This window comes from Enterococcus sp. AZ104 (genome assembly GCF_050546705.1).
GTDB lineage: Bacteria > Bacillota > Bacilli > Lactobacillales > Enterococcaceae > Enterococcus > Enterococcus faecalis.
Genome location: NZ_CP172952.1, coordinates 1939402 through 1963966, shown reverse-complemented (window position 1 = coordinate 1963966; position 24565 = coordinate 1939402). Strand labels below are relative to the sequence as shown.

The 24565-nt window shown below is 37.7% G+C and carries 25 protein-coding genes; 20 read left to right on the top strand and 5 right to left on the bottom strand.

Going from position 1 to position 24565, the window contains the following annotated elements:
- Positions 1 to 5 precede the first annotated feature (5 nt).
- The 11 genes from IGJ37_RS09350 (at position 6) to holA (ending at position 12300) form a co-directional block, all read left to right on the top strand.
- Positions 6 to 3434: a pyruvate carboxylase gene (locus IGJ37_RS09350; protein ID WP_325814891.1), complete on the top strand. Its 3429-nt coding sequence runs from the start codon at positions 6 to 8 to the stop codon at positions 3432 to 3434.
- Positions 3435 to 3450: 16 nt separating this feature from the next.
- Positions 3451 to 4575 carry a CAP-associated domain-containing protein gene (locus tag IGJ37_RS09345; RefSeq protein ID WP_010706552.1) on the top strand — a complete coding sequence of 375 codons (1125 nt, stop codon included), beginning with the start codon at positions 3451 to 3453 and terminating at the stop codon, positions 4573 to 4575.
- On the top strand, positions 4572 to 5006 hold the full coding sequence (locus IGJ37_RS09340; protein ID WP_002356689.1) for a YlbF family regulator: 435 nt from the start codon (positions 4572 to 4574) through the stop codon (positions 5004 to 5006). Before IGJ37_RS09345 ends, IGJ37_RS09340 begins: the two co-directional genes overlap by 4 nt.
- Positions 4996 to 5346: a YlbG family protein gene (locus IGJ37_RS09335; RefSeq protein ID WP_002359714.1), complete on the top strand. Its 351-nt coding sequence runs from the start codon at positions 4996 to 4998 to the stop codon at positions 5344 to 5346. Before IGJ37_RS09340 ends, IGJ37_RS09335 begins: the two co-directional genes overlap by 11 nt.
- Before the next feature lie 59 nt (positions 5347 to 5405).
- Positions 5406 to 5999, top strand: a complete 594-nt coding sequence (gene rsmD / locus IGJ37_RS09330; protein WP_002414371.1) for a 16S rRNA (guanine(966)-N(2))-methyltransferase RsmD — start codon at positions 5406 to 5408, stop codon at positions 5997 to 5999.
- A gap of 1 nt (position 6000) precedes the next feature.
- Positions 6001 to 6492: a pantetheine-phosphate adenylyltransferase gene (gene coaD / locus IGJ37_RS09325; RefSeq protein WP_142428957.1), complete on the top strand. Its 492-nt coding sequence runs from the start codon at positions 6001 to 6003 to the stop codon at positions 6490 to 6492.
- Positions 6479 to 7549 (top strand): SepM family pheromone-processing serine protease, encoded by a 1071-nt coding sequence (locus IGJ37_RS09320; protein ID WP_002382735.1) that lies wholly within the window; start codon positions 6479 to 6481, stop codon positions 7547 to 7549. Before coaD ends, IGJ37_RS09320 begins: the two co-directional genes overlap by 14 nt.
- Before the next feature lie 62 nt (positions 7550 to 7611).
- Positions 7612 to 8289: a helix-hairpin-helix domain-containing protein gene (locus IGJ37_RS09315; protein WP_002392987.1), complete on the top strand. Its 678-nt coding sequence runs from the start codon at positions 7612 to 7614 to the stop codon at positions 8287 to 8289.
- A gap of 122 nt (positions 8290 to 8411) precedes the next feature.
- Positions 8412 to 8915, top strand: a complete 504-nt coding sequence (locus IGJ37_RS09310) for a ComE operon protein 2 (RefSeq protein ID WP_002356697.1) — start codon at positions 8412 to 8414, stop codon at positions 8913 to 8915.
- A 34-nt stretch (positions 8916 to 8949) separates the two neighbouring features.
- Positions 8950 to 11214 carry a DNA internalization-related competence protein ComEC/Rec2 gene (locus IGJ37_RS09305; protein WP_325814904.1) on the top strand — a complete coding sequence of 755 codons (2265 nt, stop codon included), beginning with the start codon at positions 8950 to 8952 and terminating at the stop codon, positions 11212 to 11214.
- A gap of 57 nt (positions 11215 to 11271) precedes the next feature.
- Positions 11272 to 12300, top strand: coding sequence for a DNA polymerase III subunit delta (gene holA, locus IGJ37_RS09300; RefSeq protein WP_002362655.1), 1029 nt, complete (start codon positions 11272 to 11274; stop codon positions 12298 to 12300).
- Between the two features lie 51 nt (positions 12301 to 12351).
- On the opposite strand, the gene IGJ37_RS09295 is transcribed toward holA, so the two are convergent.
- Positions 12352 to 13293 carry a 2-dehydropantoate 2-reductase gene (locus tag IGJ37_RS09295; protein ID WP_002415712.1) on the bottom strand — a complete coding sequence of 314 codons (942 nt, stop codon included), beginning with the start codon at positions 13291 to 13293 and terminating at the stop codon, positions 12352 to 12354.
- A 168-nt stretch (positions 13294 to 13461) separates the two neighbouring features.
- On the opposite strand from IGJ37_RS09295, the gene IGJ37_RS09290 reads away from it, so the two are divergent.
- Positions 13462 to 14019, top strand: a complete 558-nt coding sequence (locus IGJ37_RS09290; RefSeq protein WP_172759869.1) for an acyl-CoA thioesterase — start codon at positions 13462 to 13464, stop codon at positions 14017 to 14019.
- A gap of 86 nt (positions 14020 to 14105) precedes the next feature.
- Here IGJ37_RS09290 and rpsT read toward each other — a convergent pair whose 3' ends face one another.
- Positions 14106 to 14357, bottom strand: a complete 252-nt coding sequence (gene rpsT / locus IGJ37_RS09285; RefSeq protein WP_002356703.1) for a 30S ribosomal protein S20 — start codon at positions 14355 to 14357, stop codon at positions 14106 to 14108.
- Between the two features lie 210 nt (positions 14358 to 14567).
- Here rpsT and IGJ37_RS09280 point away from each other — a divergent pair, with 210 nt between their 5' ends.
- From IGJ37_RS09280 to IGJ37_RS09270, 3 genes are read left to right on the top strand one after another with little or no spacing between them, the layout of a single operon-like run.
- Positions 14568 to 15602: an inorganic phosphate transporter gene (locus IGJ37_RS09280; RefSeq protein WP_002356704.1), complete on the top strand. Its 1035-nt coding sequence runs from the start codon at positions 14568 to 14570 to the stop codon at positions 15600 to 15602.
- A 12-nt stretch (positions 15603 to 15614) separates the two neighbouring features.
- Positions 15615 to 16238 (top strand): DUF47 domain-containing protein, encoded by a 624-nt coding sequence (locus tag IGJ37_RS09275; RefSeq protein WP_002356705.1) that lies wholly within the window; start codon positions 15615 to 15617, stop codon positions 16236 to 16238.
- Between the two features lie 18 nt (positions 16239 to 16256).
- Positions 16257 to 17042, top strand: a complete 786-nt coding sequence (locus IGJ37_RS09270; RefSeq protein WP_252671405.1) for a ChbG/HpnK family deacetylase — start codon at positions 16257 to 16259, stop codon at positions 17040 to 17042.
- A gap of 38 nt (positions 17043 to 17080) precedes the next feature.
- Here IGJ37_RS09270 and IGJ37_RS09265 read toward each other — a convergent pair whose 3' ends face one another.
- Positions 17081 to 17911 (bottom strand): undecaprenyl-diphosphate phosphatase, encoded by an 831-nt coding sequence (locus IGJ37_RS09265; protein ID WP_002356708.1) that lies wholly within the window; start codon positions 17909 to 17911, stop codon positions 17081 to 17083.
- A gap of 115 nt (positions 17912 to 18026) precedes the next feature.
- Between IGJ37_RS09265 and IGJ37_RS09260 the strand changes: the two genes are divergently transcribed.
- The 5 genes from IGJ37_RS09260 to IGJ37_RS09240 all read left to right on the top strand — a co-directional run bounded on the left by IGJ37_RS09260 (position 18027) and on the right by IGJ37_RS09240 (position 23125).
- The gene (locus IGJ37_RS09260) at positions 18027 to 18587 is read left to right on the top strand and encodes a PTS sugar transporter subunit IIA (RefSeq protein WP_002402929.1); all 561 of its coding nucleotides are present in this window, start codon (positions 18027 to 18029) and stop codon (positions 18585 to 18587) included.
- A 151-nt stretch (positions 18588 to 18738) separates the two neighbouring features.
- On the top strand, positions 18739 to 19848 hold the full coding sequence (locus IGJ37_RS09255; protein ID WP_002385761.1) for a DUF871 domain-containing protein: 1110 nt from the start codon (positions 18739 to 18741) through the stop codon (positions 19846 to 19848).
- Positions 19823 to 20713 (top strand): N-acetylmuramic acid 6-phosphate etherase, encoded by an 891-nt coding sequence (gene murQ / locus IGJ37_RS09250; RefSeq protein WP_002362196.1) that lies wholly within the window; start codon positions 19823 to 19825, stop codon positions 20711 to 20713. The genes IGJ37_RS09255 and murQ overlap by 26 nt, the downstream gene beginning before the upstream one ends.
- Positions 20714 to 20735: 22 nt before the next feature.
- On the top strand, positions 20736 to 22190 hold the full coding sequence (locus tag IGJ37_RS09245; protein WP_325814890.1) for a PTS transporter subunit EIIC: 1455 nt from the start codon (positions 20736 to 20738) through the stop codon (positions 22188 to 22190).
- Positions 22191 to 22276: 86 nt separating this feature from the next.
- Positions 22277 to 23125 (top strand): MurR/RpiR family transcriptional regulator, encoded by an 849-nt coding sequence (locus IGJ37_RS09240; protein WP_002385762.1) that lies wholly within the window; start codon positions 22277 to 22279, stop codon positions 23123 to 23125.
- 49 nt (positions 23126 to 23174) lie between these two features.
- Here IGJ37_RS09240 and IGJ37_RS09235 read toward each other — a convergent pair whose 3' ends face one another.
- Together IGJ37_RS09235 and IGJ37_RS09230 are read right to left on the bottom strand one after the other, a co-directional pair.
- The gene (locus IGJ37_RS09235) at positions 23175 to 23885 is read right to left on the bottom strand and encodes a histidine phosphatase family protein (protein ID WP_252671391.1); all 711 of its coding nucleotides are present in this window, start codon (positions 23883 to 23885) and stop codon (positions 23175 to 23177) included.
- Between the two features lie 40 nt (positions 23886 to 23925).
- Positions 23926 to 24552, bottom strand: a complete 627-nt coding sequence (locus tag IGJ37_RS09230; RefSeq protein WP_002356716.1) for an MBL fold metallo-hydrolase — start codon at positions 24550 to 24552, stop codon at positions 23926 to 23928.
- Positions 24553 to 24565 lie beyond the last annotated feature (13 nt).

The window sequence follows — 24565 nt, the reverse complement described above, 5'->3', positions numbered from 1 at the left end:
ACGTTATGAAAAAGGTATTAGTTGCCAATCGTGGCGAAATTGCGATTCGAATTTTTAGAGCTTGTACAGAATTAGATATCCGTACAGTAGCGATTTATGCTGCAGAAGATGAGTATTCTGTTCATCGTTTCAAAGCAGATGAAGCGTATTTAGTTGGTAAGGGGAAAAAACCAATTGAAGCCTATTTAGACATTGAAAATATTATCCAAATTGCCAAAAAATCGGGAGCAGATGCCATTCATCCTGGTTATGGCTTTTTATCAGAGAACTTACGCTTCGCCGAACGTTGTGAAGAAGAAGGAATCATTTTTGTCGGACCTAAAACACATCATTTAGATATTTTTGGCGATAAAATTAAAGCGAAAGAAGCAGCTGTAGCTGCGGGGATTGCTTCGATTCCAGGCTCAGACGGGCCAGTAGCAACGGTGGAAGAGGTTGTAGCTTTTGGTGAAACACATGGCTTTCCTATCATGATTAAAGCTGCTTTAGGTGGCGGCGGTCGCGGGATGCGCGTTGCCCACGATGCCAAAGAAGCACGAGAAGGTTACGAAAGAGCAAAAAGTGAAGCGAAAGCAGCCTTTGGTTCTGACGAGGTTTATGTTGAAAAGTATATTTCTAATCCTAAACATATCGAAGTACAAATTTTAGGCGATCATCATGGGAACGTCTTGCATTTATTTGAACGTGATTGTTCCGTTCAACGGCGCCACCAAAAAGTGGTAGAAGTCGCACCATGTGTATCAATGAATGAAGAACAACGAGCAGCCATTTGTTCGGCTGCTGTGCAGTTAATGGCACATGTCGGCTACGTGAATGCGGGAACGGTTGAGTTTTTAGTAGAAGGGGATCAGTTTTATTTTATTGAAGTGAATCCTCGTGTTCAGGTAGAACATACTATCACAGAAATGATTACAGATATTGATATTGTGATCTCTCAATTACAAATTGCGCAAGGGCTTGATTTGCATAAAGATATGCATTTGCCAAAACAAAACGAATTGACATTAAAAGGCGCGGCTATTCAATGTCGGATTACGACTGAAGATCCCCTGAACCAGTTTATGCCAGACACAGGGAAAATCGATACGTATCGTTCACCAGGTGGTTTTGGTGTGCGTTTAGATGTAGGGAATGCTTATTCTGGCTACGCTGTGACTCCCTACTTTGATTCTTTATTGGTTAAAGTCTGTACGCATGGTTTCTCTTTTGAACAGGCAATCAGTAAAATGCAACGCTGCTTAAAAGAATTTCGGATTCGTGGCGTGAAAACAAATATTCCGTTTTTACAAAATGTTGTGAGCTATCCAGCGTTTCAATCTGGCGAAGCCAAAACAACCTTTATTGATAATACACCTGAATTATTTGAATTTCCTCGTATGCGCGATCGTGGCAATAAAACGATGAAATACATTGGAGAAGTAACGGTCAATGGGTTCCCTGGCATTGAAAGAACGGAGAAAAAATATTTTGAAGCCCCGCGCGTGCCGACAGATATTGAAGTTCCAGAAAAAGTGATTACAGCTAAAAATATTCTAGACGCTCAAGGAGCAACCGCCGTCATCGATTGGGTTAAGAATCAAGAAAGTGTGTTAATGACAGATACCACGTTCCGTGATGCGCACCAAAGTTTATTAGCTACTCGTGTGAGAACACAAGATTTTAAAGCAATTGCTGGTCTAACTGATGCAGCCCTGCCTGAGCTGTTTTCTAGTGAAATGTGGGGTGGCGCTACGTTCGATGTTGCCTATCGCTTCTTAACCGAAGACCCATGGCAACGTTTAAGAAAAATTCGTCAGTTGATGCCAAACACACTTTTACAAATGCTGTTCAGAGGATCTAATGCGGTAGGCTATCAAAATTATCCTGATAATGTTATTGAAGAATTTATTAAAGAATCCGCTCGCCAAGGAGTCGATGTTTTCCGAATTTTTGATAGCTTAAACTGGATTCCTCAAATGGAAAAAAGTATTCAAGTCGTTCGGGATACCGGAAAAATTGCGGAAGCAGCAATTTGTTATACTGGGGACATCAATGATCCAGCCCGAGCAAAATATAATGTTCAATATTACCTTGATATGGCTAAAGAATTGGAAAATTTAGGTGCACAAATCATTGCGATTAAAGATATGGCTGGCTTATTGAAACCACAAGCTGCTTATCGTTTAATTAGTGAATTAAAGGCAGCCACGGATTTACCAATTCATCTCCACACTCACGACACTAGTGGCAATGGGATCATCACATATTCAGCAGCTACTAAAGCGGGCGTTGATATTGTTGACGTCGCAATGAGTGCGATGAGTGGCGCAACTAGCCAGCCAAGTATGAACAGTCTATATTATGCTTTAGTCAATGGTGAACGGACGCCAACTATTAACATTGATAATGCACAGAAAATCAATCATTATTGGGAAGATGTGCGCATGTATTATCAACCATTTGAAAATGGGTTAAATGCCCCGCAAACAGAAGTCTATATGCATGAAATGCCTGGTGGGCAATACTCTAATCTACAGCAGCAAGCAAAAGCGGTAGGCTTAGGGCACCGTTGGGATGAAATCAAAAAAATATATCACACAGTGAATTTGATGTTTGGCGATATTGTAAAAGTGACGCCATCTTCAAAAGTCGTGGGAGACATGGCACTCTTCATGGTTCAAAATAATCTGACAGAACAAGATGTTTATGCGCGTGGTGAAGAACTAAGTTTTCCTGAATCAGTTGTGACTTTTTTCCAAGGTGATTTAGGTCAACCAGTTGGTGGGTTCCCGAAAGAGCTGCAACGAATTATTCTAAAAGGTCGACCAGCCTTCACAGAGCGGCCAGGTGACTTAGCAGCACCTGTTGATTTTGCGAAAGTACAAGAAGAATTAGCCGAAAAAATTGGGTATCAACCTAAATTGGAAGAAGTTTTAAGTTATTTAATGTATCCACAAGTATTTTTAGAGTATCGTCAAAAATACGAAACCTTTGGAGATATAACCTTATTAGATACGCCAACATTCTTTAAAGGTATTCGTCAAGGAGAGACATTGGAAGTTCAAATTGAACGAGGAAAAACGTTAATTATTCGTTTAGATGAAATTGGCGAACCTGATATTGACGGAAACCGTGTCTTGTTCTTCAATTTGAATGGGCAACGTCGTGAGGTTTTAGTTAAAGATGCCTCTATTAAGTCTGCTGTTCAAGTAAAACAAAAGGCGGAACCAACTAATAAAGAACAAATCGGCGCAACGATGTCTGGTTCTGTTCTACAAGTATTGGTCAAACGTGGCGATAAAGTAGAAAAAGGTCAGCCGTTGCTGATTACAGAAGCCATGAAAATGGAAACGACTATCGAAGCACGTTTTGCGGGCACGGTAGATCACATTTATGTTGAAGAAGGCGAAGCAATCAGCTCAGGTGATTTGTTATTAGAAGTGAAAGAAAAATAAGATGAGAGGGGAAAAAATGAAGCGATTTTGGGCCTTTACTGCTGTTTTTTTAACAGTTCTACTCATTGGATATTTAGAGCCAGTTTTTTTCCCTGCTGAAAAACCAACCGAAACAGCTCAAAGTGGGCGCTTATCCAGCGCTCACACCGCTGTTCCTCATGAAGAATTGCCAGCTTCTGGCTACGCAGCATACATAGGGAAAGATGTGGAAATCTTTATCCGCCAGTTTGGCAATCCTAAAGAAAAAATTAAAACAGGTCGTACGTATGAATTATGGACGTTCGGTTTGACGATGAATGATTACTTAGAAGTCAACGTTCGAGAAAATAAAGTCATCGCAATTAAGGCCTTTAACAATGACAAAATGATAGAACCGTTTAAAATAGATATGAAGCTTGCTGACTTGTCTGATTTAATGACGATTTATTCGAATTTTGCATTTAATTTTCATCATGAAGCTTACGATGTCGAGCTGATGGAAGAAGATATGAACTATCGACCACTGGTTGCTTTTGATAATGGCAGTTTTGCGGTGTTATTTTTTAATCAGCGGACAGGCGGTTTAATGGCAGTTAATTATGTCAATAAAGAAACGTTGCTCACGGAAATGCCGTATCAATTAAATGAAGGTTCTCCTTTGCCAGTTGATATAACGCAGTCAATGACCTTCGATCCTGTTCAAAGTAACCAAGCGATTTATGTCATGAATCTGGTTAAACAGCAAGAAAGTCAAGTTGCTTTTTCAGTTTCTACACAAAGCCAAAAAGATGCCCAAACATTGTATCAAACGATGGCTAACCATACACCAACAATTTTGTCGGCAAATCGACAAGCAGAATTGTTACAAACGAGAGAGGAACATACAGCCATTCATCCCTTTCATTTGACTAAGGACGAATTTTCTTTATTAGTTAAAACGAGCAAACTTTCGTTGAGAGAACCAGCAGGTATTTTCCAAGAACCTGTTTATGATAGTACCTTTACTATTTTGTCATGGTTTTCGGACCCGCAATATGATAGCTATTTTGCTGAGTCAGAAACGACAGAATTGGGCGTTGCCTTTTCCAATGAAGGTGTGTTAGTCTTATTAGAGAAACGACCAGAAAATAGGCAAATCACGGAGAGTAGTGAAAAGTTATGATTGTAACAGAACATTTATTTGCAATTGAAGATCAAACAGAATGTTTAATTTCAGCACTTTTAGAAAGTGATGCTGTTCAAAACTATAAAGAAACAAAAAAAGCTATGTATGCTTCGGCGGAAGTTGCTCAGTTACAAAAAGCATTTTTAGAAGCTAAGTCAGCCTTTGAACGAGTAGAGGCTTATGGAATTCATGCACCCGATTTTCGGGAGAAACAACGAGCCCTACGTAAAGCGAAGCGGGCGCTTGATTTAAATGAAATCGTTGCAAATTATCGTTTTGCTGAGACAAACGTTCAAACGTTGCTAGATACAATTGGTTTAAAGATTGCGCAACTAATTTCTGAAGATATTAAAGTAGATGCTGGAAATCCTTTCTTTGAACGAGGAAAGAAACATTCAGGTTGTGGAGGAAGCTGCCATGCAAGCTAAAGAAGAAAAAGAATTTACGCTTCAAGAGCGTCGTTGCCTAATTGTTTGGGTATACACATTAAAACCGTTAAAACAGTTACGCCGATATGGACTGATTCACTATGTTTCACGAAAAATGAAATATGTGGTGATTTACATGAATGAAGAAAATATTGAAAGTAACATGGAAAAAATTAATCAGTTACATTTTGTTCGTAGTGTCGATAAATCGTATCGACCAGATGTCGAAATGAATTTTGCTGAAAAAATTGGTACCAAAGCGGCTTATCAAGAACAAGAAGACGACGGCTATGTAGTAGAGGAATTATCTACAGAGATTCGCTTAGCAGAGAATGTCTAATGCAAAAGAGTGAGAAATGTTATGAGAAATTTCAAACATTTTTCACTCTTTTTGTTATAATGAATTATAAAAGAATGATTGATAAAGGAGTCGAAACAATGCGTGTTATTTCTGGAGAATATGGTGGCCGGCGCCTGAAAGCGTTAGATGGCGACAATACTAGGCCTACAACAGATAAAGTAAAAGAATCTATTTTTAATATGATTGGTCCATATTTCGATGGTGGAATGGCGCTGGATTTATATTCAGGAAGTGGCGGGTTAGCGATTGAAGCCGTTTCTCGTGGAATGGACAAAAGTATTTGTATTGAAAAGAATTTTGCTGCACTAAAAGTAATTAAAGAAAATATTGCGATTACAAAAGAACCAGAAAAATTTGAAGTTAGAAAAATGGATGCTAATCGTGCCTTAGAACAGTTTTATGAAGAGAAGCTACAATTTGATTTGGTCTTATTGGATCCGCCCTATGCCAAACAAGAAATTGTTTCACAATTAGAAAAGATGTTAGAACGGCAGTTATTAACAAACGAAGCCGTTATCGTTTGTGAAACAGATAAAACTGTCAAATTACCGGAAACGATTGGTACACTAGAAAAAACAAGAGAAACCGTTTACGGAATCACTCAAGTAACGATTTATCGTCAGGAGGCGTAAGATGCGTAAAATTGCTCTATTTCCCGGAAGTTTTGATCCGATGACAAATGGTCATTTAAATTTGATTGAACGCAGTGCGAAGTTATTTGACGAAGTCATTATTGGCGTTTTTATAAATACAAGTAAGCAAACATTATTTACGCCAGAAGAGAAAAAATATTTAATTGAAGAAGCAACTAAAGAAATGCCAAATGTGCGTGTTATTATGCAAGAAACCCAGTTAACTGTGGAAAGTGCAAAATCATTAGGGGCTAATTTTTTGATTCGTGGCATTAGAAACGTCAAAGACTACGAGTACGAGAAAGACATTGCTAAAATGAATCAACATCTGGTGCCAGAAATTGAAACGGTTTTTCTATTAGCAGAAGAACCATATGCACATGTAAGTTCCAGTTTACTAAAAGAAGTTTTACGTTTTGGGGGCGATGTGTCTGACTATCTTCCTCCCAATATTTATCATGCGTTAAAACAAAAGAAGAATGACTGGAGCTAAAATTATGAATAAAAAAACAGAAAAATTTTCGTTTAAATCACTCATTCCAATGGTATTGGCATTGCTGCTAATTGGTTTGTTTATCGTCCCAATTCCTTATTATATTGAAGGACCAGGAACGACAGAAAATTTAAAAGAGTTTGTAACTGTTGATGGAAAAAAAGATACGCAGTCAGGTGCTTTTTATTTAACAACGGTGGGCATTCGTTCGGCCACTATTTTTTCTGCCATAAAAGCAAACTTTTCGGATTTTCAAGAAGTCATGTCAAAAAAAGAATTAATGGGAGATAGTAGTAATAGCGAATATAATCGAATTCAACAATACTATATGGATTCCTCAAAAAACGCCGCAATTGAGCAAGCCTTAAAATTAGCGAAGGTTCCATATGAGATGAAATTTAAAGGCGTCTATGTGTTAGCGATGGAAGACAACTCAAGTTTTAAAGGAAAAATTGAAGTTGGCGATACCGTGACAGGCGTGGATGGCAAATCTTTTAAAAGCAGTGAAGAATTAATGAATTACATTAAAGCACAAAAAGTGAATCAAAAAGTCACTGTTCAATTTATTCAAGATGGCAAAGCAAAAGAAGCGACCGGCAAATTAATTGAATTGCCAACAGATAAAAAAGCGGGGATTGGTATTGGTTTGACCGATCATACAGAAATTGATTCTTCTATCCCAGTATCTATTGAAGCGGGTGATATTGGTGGGCCATCGGCTGGGTTAATGTTTACTTTGCAGACCTATGAACAATTAAGTCATAAAGATTTACGTAAAGGTCATGAAATTGCTGGAACAGGTACGATGAACAGTCAAGGAATCGTTGGTAGAATCGGTGGTATTGACAAAAAAGTTGTAACAGCCAGTGAGAACGGTGCAGAAATTTTCTTTGCACCCGATGATGAAATAACTTCAGAAATGAAAAAAGTTGAACCGAAAATCAAATCGAATTATCAAGAAGCACAAGAAGCTGCGAAAAAAATTGGGACAAAAATGAAAATTGTCCCAGTAAAAACGGTTCAAGATGCCTTGAACTATCTAGAAAAATTAAAATAAAAGTGTGCCTGGGCCAAAAATTACTAGTGATTTTTGGTCCAGGCGCATTTTTTTGTTAAAAAATGCGTAATTATATTTTGAAGGGAGGACAAACGATGGATTGGTTGAAACAGTTACCCAAAAAGTGGCTATTGCTAGGTAGTGGCGCGTCTATAGTTATTTTGATAACTCTATTAGTGGGCATTTATTTGATGGTTAATAAGGAGCCACGAGTAGACACCACAATGTGGGAGGAGACAAGTCTGACCACTACGGCAGAGGTCGCCACAGATGCCACAAAAGAAAGGGCAGAAACAATGATCTATGTTGATATTAAAGGCGCAGTGAAAGTACCAGGAATCTATCAACTAAAAAATCAGCAGCGGATTTGGGATGCTTTAGCTTTAGCTGGAGGTGTGAGCGAGGAAGCTGATACTGCCCAGGTCAATTACGCTCAAAAAGTAAAAGATCAAATGATTATTTACGTGCCCAAAAAAGGAGAAGCAGTGGCACAGTCATTAGAAACGCTGCAGGAATCAGCACCTTCTCAGCAAAATCAGGAGGAAAAAATCAACCTTAATACGGCAACAGAAGCAGAGCTACAAACGATTTCAGGAATCGGTGCGAAAAAAGCACAAGAGATTATTCGTTTTCGTGACGAACAAGGACCGTTTAAAACCGTCGAGGAACTGAAAAATGTTCCAGGTATTGGAGAGAAAACAGTAGAACGTTTAAAAGACATGTTGACAGTGACTGGCTAACTTTTAACAGAAAATTCCTGAGAATTCTTGACTATGGGATGCGGATAACATACTATTTGTAATAAGATTAAATGATTTGGCAAATCGAACACAGGAGTCATTAAAAATAAAGGAGGTTTATTATGGAACGAATTCCATGGGACCAATATTTTATGGGACAAAGCGTCTTATTATCATTAAGAAGTACTTGCACACGTTTAACTGTCGGAGCAACCATTGTTCGCGACAAACGAATTATTGCAGGAGGTTACAATGGTTCAGTCAGTGGCGGAACGCATTGTATTGATGAAGGATGCTATGTTGTTGATAATCATTGCGTTCGAACAATCCACGCAGAAATGAATGCAATTTTACAATGTGCGAAGTTTGGCGTCCCTACAGAAGGGGCAGAAATTTATGTGACACATTTCCCTTGCCTGCAATGTACAAAGATGATTTTACAAGCAGGGATTAAAAAGATTTATTATTTAAAGGATTACCGTAATGATGCGTACGCCCTAAATTTAATTGAACAAGTAGGAGCCACGGTTGAAAAAGTGACTTTAGTACCAAAATATTTTGCCGAATTACAATGGGGAGAAGAATTTGCCACACTTGAGGACAATCCTTCCTCAGCTGAGGAATAATTGGTTCTTCATAGCTCTGCTGACTAGTTGTGGGCTGTGGTGTTTTTTCGCACCTAGTCTATTAGGAGCTCTTCTTTTTTCTATCACTGTTATCCGTATTGTCTGTACAAAAAGTTTTCCTGTTATATTGGGAGGTTTTTTGTGCAGTTTTTTAATAGTAGGGGGCATATTGATTTTCCAGTGGTTAAAGCCAGTCTCTTTGTTGCCTAAAGAAGTCCGCTTGTCAGGACAGCTAACGATATTACCAGATGAAATACAAGTAGATGGTGATCAAGTAAAATTTCCTGCCAATTGGATCGTAAAAGGCAAAAGACAGAAAGTGATGGCATTTTATCAATTAAAAAGTGTGAAAGAAAAACAGCAATGGCAACAACTAACCACAACCATTCAGGCAACCGCTGTAGGTATTTTAGACTCGCCCCAAGGTCAAACCAACAAAAATGGCTTCAATTATCAACTATTTTTAAAGAATCAAGGAATCGAAGCTATTTTATTCATTGAGGAGATAGGACAACCGCGTTCCTCTTTTTCTTGGCGGTTTAAAGAAATCATTAGCGGCTGGCGGAAGTGGGCGATGGTACATATTCAGAAAAATTTTGCTGAGACTAGTGCAATGTATATGAATGCGTTGCTATTAGGTTTTCGTAATGAAGAATTTGCTGAAATAAGCGATAAATTTTCAGCATTAGGCATTTTGCATCTTTTTAGTTTGTCAGGGATGCATGTTTCTTTTTTCCTTCGTTTATTTCGCTTGCTAATGCTAAGAATTGCTCGCCGAACGCAAGAAAGTTATTTTTTGTGGCAATGCGGTTTTTCACTGATATATGCTGGTTTAACAGGATTCTCAGTCAGTGTCATGCGGGCGCTTTTACAAACAAACCTCAATACGTTCAATCGACGGTTTAATTGGCAGGTACCGGCCCTCGATTGTTGGAGTTTAACTCTCTTAGTGCACTTGATTGTTCAGCCAACCCTCTTTTTTTCAGTCGGCGGTCAATTTAGTTACTTACTTTCCTTTGTTCTGCTGTTTTTAGAGCAAACATTGGTTGGTTATTCTTCGCCTTTTATTAAAAATTGTTTAGGCTCTTTCCTATTGGCTGTGGCTTCCTTACCTATTTTAGTCCAATCATTTTATGAATGGCCCTTGTTAGGAAGTTTCTTAACATTTCTCTTGTTACCAATTTTTGAACGGTTCTTGTTACCGCTTTTGACGTTGAGCTTTTTTCTAGTGATTATTATGCCAGCACGTTATTTAGCAGCCTTGCTCGAACCACTATTTTTAACAATGAATGGCTTATTTGAGTGGGTGCTAGTTCACTTAAATCCGAAGCTGACCATCGGCTATTTAAATTCTTGGATACAAATTAGTTTGTTATTACTAATCGGACTTTCAATGATTTATTCAGCAGACAAGTCTAAAAAAATTTTTTTCTCAATCGGACTACTAATTGTTTTGATAAATAGTAAATACCTTTCGCCAATTGGCATTGTTGCAATGATCGATGTAGGCCAAGGGGATAGTTTGTTTATCCAAGCGCCTTTTCACAGAAAAAATACACTGATCGATACAGGGGGGCGGTTGTCTTTTGGCAAAGAAGCTTGGCGGCAACGGAAAAATAGTCGATCAGGAGCAGAATATTCAGTGATTCCTTTTCTCAAAAGTCAAGGAGTCAAACGTTTAGATGAAGTGATCATCACACACGCACATGAAGACCATTTTGGCGATTTATTAGCCATTGCGCAGAAGGTTCCAATTTCTGTTCTTTATTTCCCTAAAGGAGCAGCTGAAGCCAATTTTTCGTTTCGCCAAGTCTTGAAACAACTCCAAAAAAGCGGAACAGACTGTCGGCCAATTTTAGCGCCCAAGCGAATTAATGGGCCCATTTCTCTTCAAATTTTATCGCCCAATAAGAGCAGTATTGGGGGCAATAATGACTCGATAGTGTTTTCCACACAATTAGGCGGACGGCATTTTTTATTTACTGGTGACTTGGAAGCCGAAGGAGAAGAACAAGTGTTGGCTCGCTATCCCCAGTTGAAAATCGACATCTTGAAAGTCGGTCATCATGGTAGTAAAACGTCGTCTACTAAAAGATTTATCAAACAGCTTAATCCGCGAGAAGCATTGATTTCAGCTGGACTGAATAATCGTTTTAAACATCCTCATCAGGAGACATTAGCGACGCTGGAGGAGCAAAAAATAAATTATTATCGGACCGATCTTCAAGGAATGATTTATTATCAATGGTTACCTTGGCAAGGGCTTTCTAAAGCCAAATTTGTTAAAGAACAAGACTAGTATTTCCAGAAGTAACATGATAGGATAAACAAGAGAAACGAGAAAAGGAGCGAGCCAATGGAGTTACAAAAAGCTTTGAAAGAAGTGCGAGAGCAAAAAATCGCTCCAGTGTATTTATTAATAGGAACAGAACTTTATTTAACTGAATTATTTAAAACAACATTGATGAAAGAATTGTTGACGGAAGAGGATGATCAATTTAACTTTTTCTCATTTGATATGGAGGAAACACCTTTAAGTGCAGCGATTGCTGAAGCGGAAACAATTCCGTTTTTTGGTGATTATCGCCTTGTCTTTGTGGAAAATCCTTACTTTTTAACTGCCGAAAGAAAAACAAACGGTGTGGAACATGATGTCAATCTTTTATTGAATTATTTGGAAAGTCCATCACCAACAACTGTTCTTGTTTTTATGGCCTCATATGAAAAATTAGATGAACGCAAAAAAATTACCAAAGCATTGAAAAAAAATGCCACAGTAGTTGACGTCAATCCAATGGATGAAAAGGCTATTCGTCAGTACATTTCTCAAACGATTGAGAGCGAAGGGTACACTATTCGCTCCGATGCTTTTGATTTATTACTTCAATTGACAGACTTGAACTTATCAAAAATTATGGGAGAATTACAGAAGCTGTATTTATATGCCCTTGAGACGAAGACAATTACACGAGGTGCGGTTCAAGAATTAGTCCCTAAGTCTTTGGAACATAATGTTTTTGACTTAACCAACGAAGTACTTTCTGGAAACAGTGAAAAAGCTGTTCAATTGTATGAAGATTTACTTTTACAAGGAGAAGAAACCATTAAGTTAAATGCAATCTTATTGAATCAGATTCGCCTTTTTCTACAAACAAAAATTTTGGCTAAGATGGGCTATCAACAAGCGAATATCGCTGATACATTAAAGGTTCATCCTTATCGAGTCAAGTTAGCGTTACAACAAGTCCGACGATTTGAATTGTCTCGATTAGAAAGACTTTATGATGAATTAGTTGAAAATGATTACCGCATGAAAACGGGCCAAATGGATAAAGAATTACTATTCCAATTATTTATTTTAAAATTGACTGCACAAGCAAAATAAGAAAATGCCAGAGGCAATCGTCATACAACGATTGTCTCTGGCACTTTCTTATTATTTAGCTCCTAATAGTTCTTCTTTTCCGTGAACAAGCTGTGTCAACATGGCACAGAAAGGTGTTGCTACGTTGTATTTTTGTCCTTTGCGCCAAACGGCACCATTGATGTAATCAATTTCTGTGAGACGATGATTTTTAATTAAATCTTGATACATAGACGGATAGTGCAAGCCAATACCGTTTGGATCATAAGTTTGAGCAATATGTGTATAGACTTCTGCTTGATCTAAATGAATGGCTTCTTTTTCTGCGACTGCTGCAAATTCACTGATTAATGTTTTAACAAGGGATTCACTAACAGGTAGTGCACCAAATTCGGCAATATTACAATCAAGGATTGTACACAAACCGTTTAGCGTGCCATTGACACAGGCTTTCCGCCAAATAGAGTAGCGAACATTGCTACTATAGCTTGGATTTAAACCAGCTTGTTGGAAGACATCAACGACTTCTAAAGCAAATTTTTTACCAGAAGGATCAATATTTTCTAATTCAATTTCGCCATCACCTAAAAGTTTAACACGTCCCGGTCCTTCTAAACCAGCTGTCCACATGGTAATGCCAACCAAGATGTTTTCTTTTGGCACATATTTTTCTAGTACATCTTCATGACCTAAGCCATTTAATAAACATAGTACATACGTTTTTTCAGTAATCATTGGTTGAATCGCTTTAAACATTGCATCTAATTGTTGTGCTTTAGTTAAAGCGATAATTAAATCTACTTGTTCATTTTGATGGTCAATTTCTTCTGGTGAGAAGATTGGTAGGTTCGCGACAACTTCTTCTCCATTAAAATCAGCGATTAAACCATTTTTACGAATAGCTTCAATGTGCGCGGGCCATTGATCGATTAAAGTTACATCATTTCCGCCTTGATGCAACATAATTCCTAAACGGCTGCCCATAGCGCCAGCACCAGCAATTGCAATTTTCATGTGTATCCATCTCCTTAAAAGTTCTTTAACCGTTATTATTATACAGCAACTTTCCTAAAAATGAATAAATGGGACTTGCAAATTTGTTATTTTTTAAATGTTTCCTAAAAAGTAAGGATTGCATCAAATGGTAAAGTAAGCTAAAGTAAAGCGTGGAAAAGTTTATAAATGAAAGTAGAGGAATCGTTAATGACGAAAGAAAAATTTTGTCGAGAATCACGAGTGATTCAAACACATCGTGTATTTCCCTTTGATTTAAATCCCTTTGGTGCACTATTTGGTGGGAAATTAATGTCTTTAATTGATGACGCCGCATCCATTTCCGTTTCACGACATTGTCGGAGAGGGGCAGTTACAGCATCTTTAGATAACTTGAATTTTTTAAAACCTTTAAAAGAAAATCACTCAGTGTGTGTTGAAACGTTTGTTTCTGGCGTGCATCATAAATCGATGGAAGTATTTGTTAAAGTTGTAGGAGAAGATTTAACAACTGGAGAGCGTTATTTAGCGGCGACTTGTTTTACAACTTTTGTAGCCATTCCGTCTCATATGAATCCTGAAAGTGACTTCCAATTAGCGGCAGTCGTCCCAGAAACTGCAGAAGAAAAGTTGATTTGTTCCAATTATGAAACGAGACGACAACAACGTTTAGCTTTGCGAGAAGAGACTAAATTATTTAGTCAATATCTCACAACAGATTTACCGTGGATTGATTCACCTTTATAAAAAAATGTCCGAGTCTTTGTGAAAACAGACTTGGACATTTTTTGATGAAAAAAGAAGCTAACATGAATGCTAACTTCTATCTCACATTATTTAGCTAATTTGCTTAAACGAATTTTATCGCGGTTAGCTTTGTTTTTATGGATTAAACCTTTAGTTGCAGCCATATCAACAGCTTTAACAGCTTCGTTGTATAAAGCATCGACGTTATCAGCTCCAGCAGCTACAGCTTCTTCAAATTTCTTGATTGCTGTACGCATTGCGTTTGTTTGAGATGAATTTTTCGCATTCGCGTTAGCACTTGTACGTACGCGTTTGATTGCAGATTCGATATTTGGCATTTGTTTCACCTCCGATGATTTAGGTTTTACACTGGTCAGCCAATGTAATTCAACAGTAATCATTATACCTAATCCATTGTTCCATTGCAATAAAAGACGACAAGTTTTTTTCCTTAACAGACAATTTCAAGAAAAAAATAAGAAAATTTGCCAGAGCCTTAAGAAAAAAGCATACATTTTTTTTAAAACATGCTATGATAAAATAGATAAATGAAAAATGGTGGTGTCTTTGTGAGTATTGCATTATTGGTAACGATTACTTTGGTAATGGGTGTAATTTTTGTTAACGGTTGGACGGATGCGCCGAACGCAATTGCAACCGCTGTCTCGACTCGGGTGTTAAAGCCGAATGTCGCAATTTGGATGGCTGTTGTGATGAACTTTTTAGGTGCATTAGTCATGACCTTTTTTAATGCCCAAGTAGCTGAAACGATTAGCAACATTGTTAGTTTTGACGCAAATGGAAACGCTTCACAGGTGGCTTTGGCTGCTTCGCTTTTTTCAATTGTGGTTTGGGCAGTTGCTGCGTGGTATTTTGGTATTCCCACAAGTGAAAGCCATGCGTTAATTGCCGGCTTGACTGGTTCGGCTATGGCATTAGGTGGTTTGGGTGCAGTCAATGGCTCGGAATGGATCAAAGTGCTTGTTGGTCTAGTTGTTTCTACCGTTATGGGCTTTGGTGGCGGTTATTTAATTGCCAAACTTGTTGTGAAAGCTTTCTCGGCTGTGCCTAGAAGAAAAGCCAACAAATTTTTTACAGTTGGACAAGCCTTTGGTGCAGGAGCTAATGCTTTTTTACATGGTGCGCAAGATGGGCAAAAATTTATGGGCGTGTTCATGTTAGTGCTTTTTTATAATAATTTAGTCGAAAAAACAGGTGGCGGTTTTGTGATTCCGTTATGGGTTATGGTTCTGTGTTCCATTACAATGGGCATTGGAACTTCTGTGGGCGGCATGAGAATCATTAAATCAGTCGGGATGGATATGGTAAAACTCGAACGCTATCAAGGCTTCACTGCAGATTTAAGCACGGCTATTTGTTTATTTTTAGCATCGGCTTTTGGGATTCCAGTTTCAACTACTCATACAAAAACAACAGCGATTATGGGAGTAGGTGCTTCTAAGCGAATCTCAAGTGTTGACTGGCGTATCGTGAAAGAAATGCTGATAGCATGGATTTTAACTTTCCCAGGATGTGGGCTGATCGCTTATGTGATGTCAAAATTATTTATTGCAATTTTTTAAGGAGAGAAAAACATGGCACGTAAAAAACAATTTGATTATTTTGGAGAATTAAACCAGTTAGCAACAAATGCTTATGAAGCGGCAAAGGTTTTGCAAGAAATTGTAGACAATTATTCATTAGAAAACTTAGTAAAAAAATCAGAAGCGATTCATCAATTGGAAAAAGAGAATGATGAAATTGTTCGCAAAATTTTAAATGAACTCTATATTTCCTTTATTACGCCGATTGATCGAGAAGATATTGTCGATATTACGGATCACTTAGATAACATTATCGATAGCATTAATAGTTTGTCTTATTTACTTGATCATTTAGTTGTCGAAGAAATGATTGCGCCCGCGCTAGAATTAACTGCTTATATTGTTAAAGCGACAGAAGGCGTTAAATCAGCAACGAAGGAATTTGCAAAATTTAAGAATTCCAAAACGTTAGTTTCATTGATTGATGAAGTGAATACGATTGAATCTCAAGGCGATAAATTATACAGTAGCGCCATGAAAGATTTGATGACTAACGAAAAAGATTTATTGAAAGTTATCAAGTGGAAAGATGTTTATGATCAGCTTGAGCGCACGATTAATGATTGTGAATCAGCTGTTAATATTATTGTCGGAATTGTCATCAAAAATACGTAAAGAAAAGAGGGGGAGCTGTTGGTTAAAGTAATTGTTGATGCTGATGATTTTGGGATGTCAGAAGCGATTAATCATGGCATTATCAAAAGTTATGTCGATGGTTTAACAACGTCGACACTTTTGATGCCCAATTTACCAACAGCAGAACACGCCGTTGCGTTAGCAAAAAATTATCCAGGATTATTTGTAGGTCAGCATACGAATTTTTTATTAGGGAAACCTTGTGCGGACCCATGTATGATTCCTTCACTGGTAGATGAACAAGGCAATTTTCATCGCTCTTCTTATTATCGTCAACAAAAACAAGTAACCTTCGTATATGAAGAAGTACGACTTGAAACGATTGCGCAATTGACGCGCTTTAAGGAACTAACTGGACATTATCCTGAACATTTTGATTGCCATTCAATTGGTGATGAAGTGGTTGATCAAGTATTTTTAGAATTAGCAGAAGAGTACGGACTTCATACAACCCTGAAATATAGTGGGGAAAAAGAATATCCACCGCAACAAGGTTATTTCCAGGTGACACATTTGTTAGAGTCTGGGGCGTTATCTTATATTCACGAAGGCGTATCAGTGGAGAATTTTTTAAAAGATGACTTTGGTTTATTACGGATGCCGGAATCGGCAATTGCTGAGATGCATTTTGATGTTGGGTATTTGGATCAATTTGTGTTAGACAATTCTTCTTATACCACTTTACGCTGCAAAGAATTAGCAACGATTTGTGATCCTTGTGTTCGTCAGTGGTTTGAAGAACAGGGGATTGAGCGAATAACGTTTGGCGATTTAAAAAAATAAAACCGTTGCTTTCACTGTTGAAAGCAACGGTTTTATTTTTATGAGAATAACCAGTAGCCAATTAAAATCGCACCTAAAATTACACGATACCAACCGAAAACTGTAAAATCGTTTTTCTTCAAGTAATTCAATAAGAATTTAATCGCAATGATGGAAACAACGAAGGCAACAATAGAGCCAGTTAATAAAATAATGATTTCTTCTGACCCAAACGTATTTCCTTTGGCCAAGAATTTAAAGATTTTTAAAAAACTTGCTCCAAACATTACTGGAATTCCTAAGAAAAATGAAAACTCTGTTGCAACGAAACGTGAGGCCCCAATTAAGATTGCCCCTAAAATGGTCGCTCCTGAACGTGAAGTTCCTGGAATTAATGCCAGTACTTGGAAAGCACCAACGATTAAAGCGGCTTTATAAGTGAAGTCTTTTAGATTAGTACACTTCGGTGCAACATTTTTATTTCGTTTTTCAATGATAATAAAAGCAATCCCATAAACAATTAACATAATCGATACTGTTAAAAAGTTATAAAAATGTGCATCTAAATAATCATCAAATTTTAGACCAATAACTGCCGCTGGTAAACAAGCGACTAAGACTTTAGACCAAAGAATCCAAGTATCTTTTTTCTCTTCGCCATTTTTCTTTGGTGAGAAAGGATTCAATTTGTGGAAGTATAAAATAACAACCGCCATAATTGCTCCCAATTGGATAACGACGTTGAACATTTCCATAAAATCTTTACTTAGATCGAGTTTAATAAACTCATCCACTAAAATTAAATGTCCGGTACTACTAATTGGAAGCCACTCGGTAATTCCTTCGATAATACCAAGAATAATTGCTTTCCATAGGTTAGCAAAAAGCATGTCACCATTCCTTTCTGAAATAAATGCAAAATATATCAAGTATAAGTATACCCGCTGACAAAGTAAATGCCAATGCAAATTCTTATTTTAAAATAAATTTTAGAATTATACAAAGGTGCCACTTGTAATTCATGAAACTTTTTTCTATACTAGTGATACTTTAAAAAATGGGGGAAGAGAAATGTTTGGATTTTTGAAGAAAAAGAATGAAGTTATCGAAAATAATACAATGTATGCCGTTGCCAATGGAACCGTTATCCCAATTAGTGAAGTGAATGATCCTGTTTTTTCACAAAAAATGATGGGAGATGGCTATGCAGTAGTTCCAGAAAATGGTGAAATTTATGCACCTATTGAAGGAGAAGTTTTAAGCGTTTTCCAAACAAAACATGCCATTGGTTTAAAAATGACAAACGGTCTTGAAATTTTATTACACATGGGTATCGATACGGTGGAGTTAAACGGGGCACCGTTCACTATTAAAGTGAAAGAAGGCGACCAAGTGACTGCAGATACGGTGGTCGCAATTGCTGATTTAGAAGCAATTAAAGCAGCTGGTAAAGGAACTGAAATGGTTGTCATTATTACCAACATGGATAAAGTAACACAATTTTCGTTAGAGAAAACTGGCGTGGTTACAGCTGGTACACCAGTTGGCTCTGCCACAGCCAATTAATGCATTAGACAGATATTTCTATAAAGGAATATCTGTTTTTTTTTGAACAGAAATAAAATTTTATTTTGGAATTAAAAAATATTTAGAAAAATAGTTGAAATTTTATTTCAAACAAGTTATAATGAAAGCGTATTAGAGAGGAGCTAAAAAGATGTATGGTATTTCAGTTTTTCTTGGTGAAGAGATTACAAACGATACAATTATTTATATCAAAAAGATGAAAGCGCTTGGATTTGATGGTATTTTCACTTCTTTACACATTCCAGAAGATGATACTTCCCTTTACCGCCAACGCTTGACTGATTTAGGGGCAATTGCTAAGGCAGAAAAAATGAAAATTATGGTAGATATTTCAGGTGAAGCGTTAAAAAGAGCGGGTTTTTCTTTCGATGAATTAGAGCCTTTAATTGAGTTGGGCGTAACTGGCCTCCGGATGGACTATGGCATTACGATAGAACAAATGGCTCATGCTTCACATAAGATTGATATAGGATTGAATGCTAGTACCATTACACTGGAAGAAGTGGCTGAGTTAAAGGCTCACCAAGCGGACTTTTCTCGCTTAGAAGCTTGGCATAATTATTATCCAAGACCTGAAACAGGTATTGGAACAACATTTTTTAATGAAAAGAACCGCTGGCTTAAAGAATTAGGCTTACAAGTTTTTACTTTTGTGCCAGGAGATGGGCAAACAAGAGGCCCAATTTTTGCTGGTTTACCAACATTAGAAAAACATCGTGGGCAAAATCCTTTCGCCGCTGCCGTTGGTTTGATGGCTGATCCTTATGTCGATGCTGTTTATATTGGTGATCCCACAATTAGTGAGCGAACCATGGCTCAATTTGGTTATTATCACCAAACCAATCAATTTCTGTTAGAAGTAGCACCTAGCAAGAGCCGCTATTTGAAGCGAATACTTGGGAGTCATACCAATCGTTTAGATGCTGCAAGAGATGTTTTGCGAAGTGAATTATCAAGAACGAGTGAAATGTTCAGAAAAGATGAAATTGCAACGATTGAGTTAGAGCAGACTGAAGCCCGTCCAGTGGGAACCGTAACGATTGATAATGAAAAATATGGTCGCTATATGGGAGAAATTCAAGTCACACTTGTGGACTTGCCGAAAGATGAAAAAGTCAATACGATTACACGAATTATTGAAAAAGATCAAACGATATTGCCGTTAATCAAGGCAGGCAATCAATTTACGCTAGTCACGGAAGGAACGATAGAAAATGAATTTAGAAAACTTAACAACTGAACGTAGAAATGAAAATACAATGGGCTTAGATGAGATGAGTGTCAAAGAAGCTTTACAAAAAATGAATCAAGAAGACCAAAAAGTTGCAATGGCAGTGGGTCAAGAATTAGCAGCCATTGAACCAGTGGTAGAAGCCATCATCAAAAGCTTCAATCAAGGCGGCCGCTTGATCTACATGGGCGCTGGTACGAGTGGTCGGTTAGGTGTCTTAGATGCAGCCGAATGCGTACCAACTTTTGGCGTCGAGCCAGAGATGGTTCAAGGCCTCATCGCTGGTGGTCAAAAAGCAATGACTGTCGCAGTAGAAGGTGCTGAAGATTCAAAAGAACTAGGTCGTCAAGATTTAGTTGATCTAAAATTATCAGCAAATGACATTGTTGTTGGGATTGCAGCCAGTGGTCGGACGCCTTATGTAATTGGCGGTTTAGAATATGCTACAACGGTGGGAGCAGCTACCGCAACTGTGGCATGTAATAAAGATGCCGAAATTAGTAAGTATGCACAAATGCCGATTGAAGTAGATGCAGGACCTGAATTTTTAACAGGTTCGACTCGCTTGAAATCTGGGACAGCTCAAAAATTAATTTTAAATATGTTATCAACTATTTCCATGATTGGTATTGGGAAAGTCTACAATAACTTAATGGTTGATGTAAAACCAACCAATGAAAAATTAGTGGAGCGTTCCAAACGGATTATTATGGAAGCAACGGGTTGTAGTTATGAAGTTGCCGAACTAAAATTTGTAGAAGCAGAAGAAAATGTGAAGTTAGCAATTGTAATGATTTTAACTGATAGTACTAAAGAAGAAGCAACACAAAAATTAATTGACGGGAATCAATTTATCAAGAATACATTAAATTAAGGAATTAGGAGGGTGTTTTAACATGGCAGAAGAAAGAATTAAACGCATTGCTGATGGGATTTATAAAGAAGTTGGTAGTCAAGAAAACGTGGACAAAGTCATTCATTGTATGACTCGTGTTCGTATGGATATCCGCGATTATGACAAAGTAGATATTGAAGGATTGAAAAAAATTGATGGCGTTATGGGCGTCGTAGAAGATGATACGTTACAAGTAGTTGTTGGTCCAGGGACTGTTAACAAGGTTGCACAAGAAATGGTAGATCAAGCAGGTGTCAAATTGGGAGAACCATTTAATCATGGCACCACAACTGATGCTTCAGCAGGCAAATCTGGAAAAGATTTAGTAGAAGAAAAAGCCGCTCAAATGAAAGCACAACAAAAAGCGAAACAAAATAACACTTCACCATTTAAAAAAGTGTTAAAAGCCATTTCTAGTATCTTTGTTCCGATGATTCCTGCCTTTGTTGGGGCTGGTATTATTGGCGGGATTGCAGCTGTTATGTCTAACTTAGTTGTTGCTGGTGATATTTCAGCTTCATGGCAACAATATATTGATGTCTTAAATATCATTAAAAATGGGATTTTTGCTTATTTAGCTCTTTACACTGGGATTAACAGTGCCAGCGTTTTTGGTGCAACGCCAGCGTTGGGTGGTGTTATTGGGGCAGTCACAATGTTAACAGGAATGAATCCGGATGCTCCAATCAGTAATATTTTCACTGGGGGAACATTATCTGCAGGACAAGGCGGAATTATCGGTGTTATTTTTGCCGTATGGTTATTATCATTGTTAGAAAAACAATTGCATAAAATTGTCCCAGAATCAATTGATATTATCGTAACGCCAACCATTTCACTTTTAGTGATTGGCTTAGCAACTATTTTCTTAATCATGCCTGTAGCCGGAGCTATTTCTAATGGCTTAGTTGGTATTATCAATGTTGTCTTAGAAAAAGGTGGCATGGTTGCTGGCTTTACTCTTGGTTTAACCTTCTTGCCAATGGTAATGTTTGGTTTACATCAAATTTTGACGCCAATCCACATTGAAATGATTAATCAAACAGGGATGACTTTGTTATTACCAATTCTGGCCATGGCTGGTGCGGGACAAGTCGGTGCAGCTTTAGCATTATGGATTCGTTGTAAATCAGATAAAAAATTAGTTGAAATGATTAAAGGTGCCTTGCCAGTTGGGATTTTAGGTATTGGTGAACCATTAATCTACGGAGTTACTTTACCATTAGGACGTCCATTCATTACTGCTTGTATCGGCGGTGGTATTGGTGGTGCGGTGATTGGGGCCTTCGGTAATGTTGGTGCAATTGCTATTGGACCAAGTGGGGTGGCTTTAATTCCATTAATTGCCAACAACCAATGGCTTGCATATGTATTAGGTTTATTGGCTGCTTACGCAGGTGGTTTTGTAGCAACGTTATTCTTTGGGATTCCTAAAGATATGCAAACAACTAAATAATAAATAGAAAAAGGAGAACTTGGCTTCTCCCTTTTTCTTTGTTAAAATTTAATTGCGTAGGAAATGGTGTATCAGGAGGGGTGTTTATGCAACAAAATATTGTCTTATCTATCCAAGATCGTCTACAACAATTACCAAAATCAGAACGAAAAATCGCAGAATATATTTTAAAAAATACAGAAACAGTTATTTCAATGAATGCGCAAGAGCTAGCGAAACAAGCAGGATCAAGTCCAGCGGCAATTATTCGCTTTTGTCATTCTATGGATGTGAATGGCTTCACAGAGTTGAAACTTTTATTATCTGCAAATCTTGGCCAAATGAAGCAGCAAATGTACACTGAAGTTACTAAAGGGGAATCAACAGCTGATATTAAACAAAAGTTACAGGCGCGCTTTGTTCATGTGGTTGAGCGAAGCGGTCAGACATTAGAGGATGTCGCAGTGAATGAAGCCGTTGATTTGTTGGAAAAAACAGAAGTAATTTTTGTCTATGGGTTGGGCGCCTCTTCGTTGGTTGCTCAAGATATTTATCAAAAGTTTACGCGATTAGGCCGAACGGTATTTACAACATTGGATCATCATTTATTTGCTTCCATGTTAGGCTCAACAGAAAAGCCTAGTGTTTTTATTGTTATTTCTAATTCTGGCACGAATAAAGAAGCAAGTACTTTAGCTGATTTAGCGAAGCAGCAAGGGATTCCTATTGTTAGTATCACACAAGATGAAAAATCAGTGATTGGTGAAAAAAGTGATATCGTCCTTCAAACCTCTAGTGGGGAAGACGTGCCATTGAGAAGTGCGGCTACTGTTTCCTTGGTGGCACAATTGTATGTAGTTGATGTTTTATTTTTTGCTTATGCAGCAAAAAACTATAAGGAAACCTTAGAAAAAATTCAAATCTCAAGAAAAAATGTAGAACGTTTAAAAGAATAAATAAAAAGAGAAGGTTATCTGTCATTTTGACAGATAACCTTCTCTTTTTTTACAACAAACGGCGCTTTTCAGCGATCTTTTTTCCCTTTTCAATATAAGAAATATCATTAATTCCTTGAATGGTAAATGTTCCTTTTTCGTAAGTTAAGGTCGTCACGCTACCATTCTCCAGTGCCATCTGCATAGGCAATCTTGCATCAATTAAGGAAAGTAAAAAGGAAATTGTTAGTCCATGGGAAACCACCATGACTTTGCCGCCACCATTTTTTTCTCGATGATGAGCGATATCTTCGAAACCAGACCAAACACGATCACGGATAACTTCATAAGGCTCCGCCCAGTCAGCCGTATCGGCTTCAATAATAGCATTTGCTAGCTCACGATAGGTAATCTTCGTGGTCATCATGTCATCATAACTTTTAAAAGCTAAAATGCGTGGCACCACACCCCAAAGTTCACCATCATAGCCGCCATCTAAAGAACCAAAACACCACTCACGAATCCGTTTATCGGTTAGGTAAGGAATCTTTTGGTGGTTTTGATGTTCTTGTAAAATAATCTGAGCGGTTTGCATGGCACGACCACTATCACTACTATAGGCTTCCTTAAAGTCTATGTCCCTAAGACCTAAGCCTAAATGATAAATGCCTTCTTCTCCTTGTTTGGTTAAGGGGGTATCTGACCAGCCTTGGGTACGGCCAATCGTATTAAACATCGTTTTTCCGTGACGAATAATATAAAGTGTCGTTGCTTCAGTCATTGCTACTCCTCCTAAGTTTCTTTAAATAGTGAATAAATCTCTAATTAAAAAATGGGTTTGTGGCTTTTTCATGTTGAATGGTTGTGGCATCACCATGGCCTGGATAAACAGGAAATTCTTCTGGTAAAGTGAATAGATAGGTCGTAATGCTGTGTAATAATTGTTGCATATCACCAGTGTGCAAATCGGTACGACCAATACTACCTTTAAACAATGCATCCCCAACAACAACAAAATCATCAAAGACAAAGCTGACGCTACCAATTGAATGACCAGGTGTTGGGACTACGGAAAATTTCATGCCGCCAATTTCATAATCGGTTAGTTTAAATTCATGTTCGGCGGGTTGAACAATAATATTTGCTATATCATCATGTCTGCCTAATCCTGAAAGATTCAAAATAGGATTGGAAAGCCACGCTTGTTCTAATGGACTAACATAAACAGGGATTTGATAATGATGGCGCAATTCTTCTACCGCACCAATATGATCATAGTGAGTATGAGTTAATAAAATAGCGGCTGGTTTCTTCCCTAAACGGGTAATTTCTTGAATTAGTTTTGCTCCTTCTGCACCTGGATCAATAATTAATAACGCTTCTTCATTATAAACAAGATAACAGTTTTCTTGAATAACACCTGTTCTAATTTGTTCGATCTGTATCATCTCAGGACCTCCT

What these genes read in the sequence shown, in the direction of transcription:
- IGJ37_RS09265 (WP_002356708.1), bottom strand. Translation starts at nt 17,911, where the DNA reads ATGCTTTTTGCTAACCTATGGAAAGCAATTATTCTTGGTATTATCGAA.
- IGJ37_RS09340 (WP_002356689.1), top strand. Translation starts at nt 4,572, where the DNA reads ATGATTGTAACAGAACATTTATTTGCAATTGAAGATCAAACAGAATGT.
- coaD (WP_142428957.1), top strand. Translation starts at nt 6,001, where the DNA reads ATGCGTAAAATTGCTCTATTTCCCGGAAGTTTTGATCCGATGACAAAT.
- IGJ37_RS09350 (WP_325814891.1), top strand. Translation starts at nt 6, where the DNA reads ATGAAAAAGGTATTAGTTGCCAATCGTGGCGAAATTGCGATTCGAATT.
- IGJ37_RS09275 (WP_002356705.1), top strand. Translation starts at nt 15,615, where the DNA reads ATGGCACGTAAAAAACAATTTGATTATTTTGGAGAATTAAACCAGTTA.
- IGJ37_RS09255 (WP_002385761.1), top strand. Translation starts at nt 18,739, where the DNA reads ATGTATGGTATTTCAGTTTTTCTTGGTGAAGAGATTACAAACGATACA.
- IGJ37_RS09315 (WP_002392987.1), top strand. Translation starts at nt 7,612, where the DNA reads ATGCGTAATTATATTTTGAAGGGAGGACAAACGATGGATTGGTTGAAA.
- IGJ37_RS09320 (WP_002382735.1), top strand. Translation starts at nt 6,479, where the DNA reads ATGACTGGAGCTAAAATTATGAATAAAAAAACAGAAAAATTTTCGTTT.
- IGJ37_RS09295 (WP_002415712.1), bottom strand. Translation starts at nt 13,293, where the DNA reads ATGAAAATTGCAATTGCTGGTGCTGGCGCTATGGGCAGCCGTTTAGGA.
- murQ (WP_002362196.1), top strand. Translation starts at nt 19,823, where the DNA reads ATGAATTTAGAAAACTTAACAACTGAACGTAGAAATGAAAATACAATG.
- IGJ37_RS09310 (WP_002356697.1), top strand. Translation starts at nt 8,412, where the DNA reads ATGGAACGAATTCCATGGGACCAATATTTTATGGGACAAAGCGTCTTA.
- IGJ37_RS09230 (WP_002356716.1), bottom strand. Translation starts at nt 24,552, where the DNA reads ATGATACAGATCGAACAAATTAGAACAGGTGTTATTCAAGAAAACTGT.
- rpsT (WP_002356703.1), bottom strand. Translation starts at nt 14,357, where the DNA reads ATGCCAAATATCGAATCTGCAATCAAACGCGTACGTACAAGTGCTAAC.
- IGJ37_RS09280 (WP_002356704.1), top strand. Translation starts at nt 14,568, where the DNA reads ATGAAAAATGGTGGTGTCTTTGTGAGTATTGCATTATTGGTAACGATT.
- IGJ37_RS09245 (WP_325814890.1), top strand. Translation starts at nt 20,736, where the DNA reads ATGGCAGAAGAAAGAATTAAACGCATTGCTGATGGGATTTATAAAGAA.
- rsmD (WP_002414371.1), top strand. Translation starts at nt 5,406, where the DNA reads ATGAATTATAAAAGAATGATTGATAAAGGAGTCGAAACAATGCGTGTT.
- holA (WP_002362655.1), top strand. Translation starts at nt 11,272, where the DNA reads ATGGAGTTACAAAAAGCTTTGAAAGAAGTGCGAGAGCAAAAAATCGCT.
- IGJ37_RS09240 (WP_002385762.1), top strand. Translation starts at nt 22,277, where the DNA reads ATGCAACAAAATATTGTCTTATCTATCCAAGATCGTCTACAACAATTA.
- IGJ37_RS09335 (WP_002359714.1), top strand. Translation starts at nt 4,996, where the DNA reads ATGCAAGCTAAAGAAGAAAAAGAATTTACGCTTCAAGAGCGTCGTTGC.
- IGJ37_RS09290 (WP_172759869.1), top strand. Translation starts at nt 13,462, where the DNA reads ATGAAAGTAGAGGAATCGTTAATGACGAAAGAAAAATTTTGTCGAGAA.
- IGJ37_RS09345 (WP_010706552.1), top strand. Translation starts at nt 3,451, where the DNA reads ATGAAGCGATTTTGGGCCTTTACTGCTGTTTTTTTAACAGTTCTACTC.
- IGJ37_RS09235 (WP_252671391.1), bottom strand. Translation starts at nt 23,885, where the DNA reads ATGACTGAAGCAACGACACTTTATATTATTCGTCACGGAAAAACGATG.